The organism is Roseiarcus sp., assembly GCF_052145395.1.
Classification (GTDB): Bacteria; Pseudomonadota; Alphaproteobacteria; order Rhizobiales; family Beijerinckiaceae; genus Roseiarcus.
The window spans coordinates 1-5,155 of the sequence record NZ_JBKQOT010000565.1; the positions used below are offsets into that span (position 1 = coordinate 1).

General features: G+C 68.0%; 6 protein-coding genes. All 6 read left to right on the plus strand.

Annotated elements, in window-relative coordinates; genetic code table 11:
• A partial coding sequence (locus ACLP25_RS19430) for a nitroreductase family protein (protein ID WP_442470802.1) occupies positions 1–469 on the plus strand: 469 nt, incomplete at its 5' end.
• Positions 444–1,691, plus strand: coding sequence for a 3-hydroxyacyl-CoA dehydrogenase NAD-binding domain-containing protein (locus tag ACLP25_RS19435; RefSeq protein WP_442470803.1), 1,248 nt, complete (start codon positions 444–446; stop codon positions 1,689–1,691). The genes ACLP25_RS19430 and ACLP25_RS19435, both read left to right, overlap by 26 nt.
• Entirely contained in the window at positions 1,688–2,839 is a 1,152-nt protein-coding gene (locus ACLP25_RS19440) for a CaiB/BaiF CoA transferase family protein (protein ID WP_442470804.1), read from the plus strand. The genes ACLP25_RS19435 and ACLP25_RS19440 overlap by 4 nt, the downstream gene beginning before the upstream one ends.
• A 4-nt stretch (positions 2,840–2,843) precedes the next feature.
• Positions 2,844–3,437 (plus strand): histidine phosphatase family protein, encoded by a 594-nt coding sequence (locus tag ACLP25_RS19445; protein ID WP_442470805.1) that lies wholly within the window; start codon positions 2,844–2,846, stop codon positions 3,435–3,437.
• Positions 3,425–4,360, plus strand: coding sequence for an acyl-CoA thioesterase (locus tag ACLP25_RS19450; RefSeq protein WP_442470806.1), 936 nt, complete (start codon positions 3,425–3,427; stop codon positions 4,358–4,360). Before ACLP25_RS19445 ends, ACLP25_RS19450 begins: the two co-directional genes overlap by 13 nt.
• A gap of 18 nt (positions 4,361–4,378) precedes the next feature.
• Positions 4,379–5,155, plus strand: a 777-nt coding sequence (locus ACLP25_RS19455; protein WP_442470807.1) for a MaoC/PaaZ C-terminal domain-containing protein, incomplete at its 3' end; no start/stop codon positions are given.

Genomic DNA, 5,155 nt, shown 5'->3' on the forward strand with positions numbered 1-5,155 from the left:
CGGCATGCGCGATCAGCCGCTCAACCCTGATTTCGAGGCGGACCGGAAATTCCTGGGCCCGCACCGCGAGCGGCAGGTCGACGCAGCCCAGCAGCTCTACGGCGCCATGGGCGTCGAGCGGCGCGACATGGTCGGCCGCAAGATGGCCTATATCCGCAACCACGCCTGTTTCGACGCGCCGCACGCCGTCTTCGTCTTCATGCCCGTCTATTTCGGCGTCCGCGAAGCCGCCGACATCGGCATGTACGCGCAGACCCTGATGCTCGCGCTGACCGCCCGGGGGATTGCGTCCTGCGCGCAGGGCGCTCTGAGCCTCTACCCCGATATCGTGCGCCAGCATCTCGGCGCGCCCGAGGACCAGAAGCTCCTGTTCGGCGTTTCGTTCGGCTATGAAGATCCGGACGTGAAGGCCAACGCCGCGCGCGTCGGACGCGCTTCGCTCGATGACGCCGTCCGCTTCCACCGATGAGTTTTCCCCCCGCGTCGGCGTGGTGGGTCCGGGCCTGATGGGTCTTGGCATCGCGCAGGCCTTCGCCGCCGCCGGCGCCGGCGGGGTCCTCTCCGGGCGCGACGAAGAAGCTTCGCGTTGCGGACGCGATAGGCTCGCATCCTCGCTGGCGCGGCAGGTCGCCCGCGGCCGGCTGGACCCCGCTGCAAGCGCCAATCTCCTCGCGAAGGTCGAGCCTGCTGCAATCGGCGCCAGCCTCAGAACTTGCGACCTCGTGATCGAAAGCGTGCAGGAGGACCGCACGCTGAAGAACGAAGTCCTTGCGGTAATAGAGAAGGCCGCGCCCAATGCGATTCTTGCGAGCAATACGTCGGGGCTGGCGATCGGAGGGCTCGCGAAGACGCTCGCCGATCCTTCCCGCTTCCTCGGGCTGCATTTCTTTTCCCCGGCGGAACGTATGCCTCTGGTCGAGGTGGTGGCGGGGCCTCAGACCGCCGAAGCCGTCGTCGCAAGCGCGTTGGACCTCGTCCGCGGGGCGGGAAAAAAGCCGGTGTTCGTGCGTGACGGTCCCGGTTTCTTCGCGACCCGTGTCTTTGCGGCTTATCTGGACGAGGCCGTCGCGATGGCGGCCGAAGGCATCACGGTCGAATCGATCGAGGCCGCGGCGATCGCCAACGGCCGCGCGCTCGGCCCGCTCGCCATGCTGGACGAGACGGGCGTCGCGCTGAACCTTTCGCAAGCCAGGCAGGCCCGCGCAGACGGCCTCGACCTGCGCTTCTGCCGACCGCTGGCGGAGCCGACGCTCGCGGCGCTGATGGCAGCGGGGCGATCCGGCCGGCGCGCGGGCGGCGGGTTCTTCGACTGGCCGAGCAATGGCCCTCGAAAACCCTGGCCGGGATTGAGCGCCCTCCTTCCCGTCTCCGCGGCGCAGCCCGAACCCGAGGCGATCCGGCTGAGGCTCCTCGCGGCCGAGGCCCGCGAAGCCCTGCGCTGCCTCGAGGAGGGCGTCATCCGCAGCGCCGACGACGCGGACCTCGCATCGGTTCTCGGACTCGGATTTTCGAAGGCCGAGGGCGGCGTCCTGGGCTGGGTCGAACATTTCGGCTTTCAGGCGTTCATCGAGGCCCTGGACCATTTGGCCGAGACTCATGGCGACCGGTTCTCTCCGTCGCCCTGGCTACGCGCGCTCGCCTCTCGCGCCGACGGGCTCGGCCTCTATCGTGGAAAGGATCTTGCGACGTGACTGGACCGTTATCCGGCCTTCGGGTCGTCGAGATGGGCGGGATCGGACCCGCTCCCTTCGCCGGAGCGCTGCTCGGCGATCTCGGCGCCGACATTCTCCGCATCGACCGGATCCCCAAGCCAAGCGCCGAACCCGAGACGCCAGCGCGGTTCGATTTCTACAATCGCAACAAACGCTCGGTCGCGCTCGACCTCAAACAGCGCGCGGCGATCGATGCGGTTCTCGCGGCGGTCGCAAAGGCGGACGCCCTGATCGAGGGCTTCCGTCCCGGCGTCATGGAACGGCTGGGCCTCGGCCCCGGCGTCTGCCTCGCCGCGAATCCCCGCGTGGTCTTCGCCCGTATGACCGGATGGGGCCAGGAGGGGCCGCTCGCGCAAGAAGCCGGCCACGACATCAATTATCTGGCCCTCACCGGTGCGCTCCATGCGCTCGGAGACGCCGATCGCCCGCCTCCCCCGCCGCTCAATCTCGTGGCCGACCTCGGCGGCGGCGGGCTCTATCTGACGGTCGGAATTCTTGCGGCCGTGCTCCATGCGCGCGAAACCGGGGAGGGCCAGGCGCTCGATGTCGCGATGGTGGATGGGGTGACGCATCTCATGTCCGCTTTCCAGGCGTTCCGCCAGCTGGGCGTATGGACGGATCGGCGGACGGACAACATCGTCGACGGCGGCGCGCCGTTCTACCGTTGCTATGAGACCGCAGACGGGAAATGGATCGCGGTCGGCGCTATCGAACCGCACTTCTACGCCAACCTCATCGCCTGCATGGGACTCGCGGCGGAAGACCTGCCGGACCAGAACGATCGCAGCGCGTGGGCGGCAATGCGCGAGCGCTTCGCAGTCGTCTTCCGGACGCGGACGCGCGATGAATGGGTCGAGCGCGCCGCCGGACGCGACGCGTGCCTTGCGCCCGCCCTCTCCATCGATGAAGCGCCGAACCATCCCCACATGCGGGCGCGCGGCGCCCATGTCGCCTTCGACGGCGTGACTCATCCGGCTCCTGCGCCGCGCTTCAGCCTGACGCCGGGCGCGCTGCGGCGCGCCGCCCCGTCGCCGGGCCGCGACAGCCGCGAGGCGCTTTCCGACTGGGGCCTCTCGCCCGGTGCGATCGAAGCGCTTGAAGCGACCGGCGCGCTGGCCCAGAGCTGACCCCATGCGCCTCATCCTCATTCGCCACGGACGCCCCAATGAAGACGACGCGGAGGCGCCGCACGATCCCCCGCTCAGTGCGGACGGGTGGCGGCAGGCGCGGGCGGCGGCGCGGCTTCTCGAAACCGAAGGCGTGACCCGCATCGTCGTAAGTCCGCTTCAGCGCGCGCGCCAGACCGCCGAACCTCTCGCCGAGCGCCTCGGCCTTTCGATCGAAACGATCGACGATTGGGCGGAGGCGGATCGCGGGGCGATTCGATACCGCTCCACGGAGACGCTGCGCGCCGAGGGCGCAGAGGCATGGTCGCGCTTCCTCGCCGACCCGATCGTCTATCTTGGCGGCGATCCGGCATCCTTCCGGGCCGGCGTGCTCGGCGCGCTCGCGGCGACCGTAGCAAACGAACCGGCCACGGCCATTGTCGCGGTCTTCACCCATGGCCTGCCGATCAACGTCGTGCTCTCGCATGCGCTCGGGCTGGAAAGCATCACGCGATTTCTTGTCGACTACGGCTCCCTGACCCGCCTGAGGCATTTCGACGACGGGCGCTTTGGCGTCGTCAGCGTCAATGAAACGGGACACCACAAATGGACACCCTGAGCGCCGAGCCCAAAATCCCGTCCGAGCGGGAAAAGCCGCCGGAATGGGACGGACGCGAGATCGGCGATCTGCTCGGGCTTGCGCAAATGTCCGCGAGCCGCTTTCGATCGCAGTGCGCGGAAACGAACGAGCACGGAAGAGTCTACGGCGGGCAGATCCTGGGACAGGCCCTGTCGGCGGCGACCGAGACGGTGTCGAAAGACAGGTTCGCATCCTGCCTGCAGCTTGTCTTCGCCGCGGGCGGTCTTCCCGATCAGGCGATCGATTTCGAAGTTCAGACCCTTCAGGAGGGCAAACGGTTCTCGGCGCGCAACGTGCGCGGCCTGCAGGGAGCAGGCCGCATCCTCTGCGACGCCTGCGTCACCTTCGCCAAAGCTTTGGAGTCGCCGGCCCATGAGGCGCCGCCGCCTTCCGATTGCGGGCTTGACCGCAATCCTGAGGATTGCCCGGCGCTGGAACACATCGACCACCCCGGCGTTCGGGACGTCGAACGGACGCTGAACTACATGTATCGCCCGCACCGGGCGATCGACATGCGCGCGCCTTTCGTCGAGGACCTCCTGCCCGGGAAGTACGCGGAGCCGCGGATGCGCTTCTGGATCCGCTTGCGGCAGACGCTCGGCGACGGTCCCGATTTGCACGCCGCCGCCTTCGCCTATCTTTCCGACTATTGGATCAATTTCGCCGCCTGCATCGCCCACGTGAGCGCCATGGCCGAGCGGGACGCGAGGCTCTACGTGGCGAGCCTCAATCACACGATCTGGTTCCACCGGTCGTTGCGCTCCGACGCGTGGCTTCTTTTCGATTGCATAAGCCCGAGCGGCGCCTTCGGTCGCGGCCTGGCGACTGCCCGCGTCTTTTCCCGCGCCGGCGATCTCGTCGCCAGCGCGGCGCAGGAGTGCCTGCTGGCGCCTACAGCCTGACCGAGAGGGCGTCCGGCCATGAATCTCGAACATGTCCGCGGGCTTCAGTTCGCGCCGATCGTGCAGCGCTACGACGCCCGCGACAGCGCGCTCTACGCCTTGAGCCTCGGCATGGGTCAGGATCCGCTCGACGAGGACGAACTGCCCTATGTCTATGAAGGTCGCGGACCGCTCGCGGTCCCAAGCCAGTGCGTCACCCTGTGCTGGCCGCCGTTCTGGCACAAGGAGCCGGAAACCAGGATTGCCTGGCGGCGCATTCTGCATGGCGAGCAGACTTTCTCGCTCATTCGTCCTCTCGCGGTCGAGGGCCGGGTTCGCGCCGAGCATCGGATTGTCGCTGTGGACGACAAGGGGGCCGACCGCGGCGCAATCGTCCATACGGCGCACGACTTGTTCGACGAGGCGACTGGAGAGCCGCTCGCGAGCCTCCGATCCACGGAGTTTCTGCGCGACGACGGCGGCTGCGGCGGATTTGGGACCCCTTTGAAACTGACGCGGCCTCTGGACGAGATCGCCGATCCCGCCGCCGTCTGTGATTTCCAGACATCCGCGCAGGCGGCCCTGCTCTACCGTCAGGCGAGTCGCGACTACATGCCGATCCACGCCGATCCGGATATTGCCCGCAACGCCGGCTTCGACCGTCCCATCTCGCACGGCCTCAATACGTTCGGACTCGCCTGCCGGGCGGTCCTCAAACGGTTTCAGCCGCGCCGTCCGGAGGCGATTGCCTCGATGGCGACGCGCTTCGCGGCGCCGGCCTTCCCGGGCGACACGATACGGATCGAGATGTTCGAA